The organism is Vibrio sp. 10N.261.51.A4 (genome assembly GCF_041471945.1).
Taxonomy (GTDB): Bacteria; Pseudomonadota; Gammaproteobacteria; order Enterobacterales; family Vibrionaceae; genus Vibrio; species Vibrio crassostreae_C.
The window spans coordinates 1-356 of the sequence record NZ_JBFRPJ010000163.1; the positions used below are offsets into that span (position 1 = coordinate 1).

Annotated in this window: 1 protein-coding gene; it reads left to right on the forward strand. The window is 48.9% G+C overall.

The genetic code is table 11. The features are described from left to right. On the forward strand, positions 1–356 hold a 356-nt coding region (locus tag AB4384_RS23495; RefSeq protein WP_372130193.1), incomplete at both ends, for a transposase.

Here is a 356-nt window from a genome sequence, read left to right on the forward strand (position 1 = left end):
GGCAAGGCTGATAAGGCGCTGGCTAAAATCCAAAAACTCTACGGGATAGAATCACGCTTAAAAGGTGCGCCTGCCGAAGAGCGAAAAGCAGAGCGTCAAGCGCTTGCCAAGCCGATACTGGATGAGCTTTACCAATGGATGACGACCCAGAAGGTGATTGGCTCTAGCCCACTAGGTAAAGCAATAAAGTACACGCTCGGGCAATGGCCTAAACTCATTCGTTATATCGACGATGGTCACTTATCTATCGATAATAATCGCGCTGAACGCGCAATTAAACCGCTGGTTATTGGCAGGAAAAATTGGCTATTCTCCAACACACCAAATGGCGCTGAGGCGAGCGCGATGCTTTACAG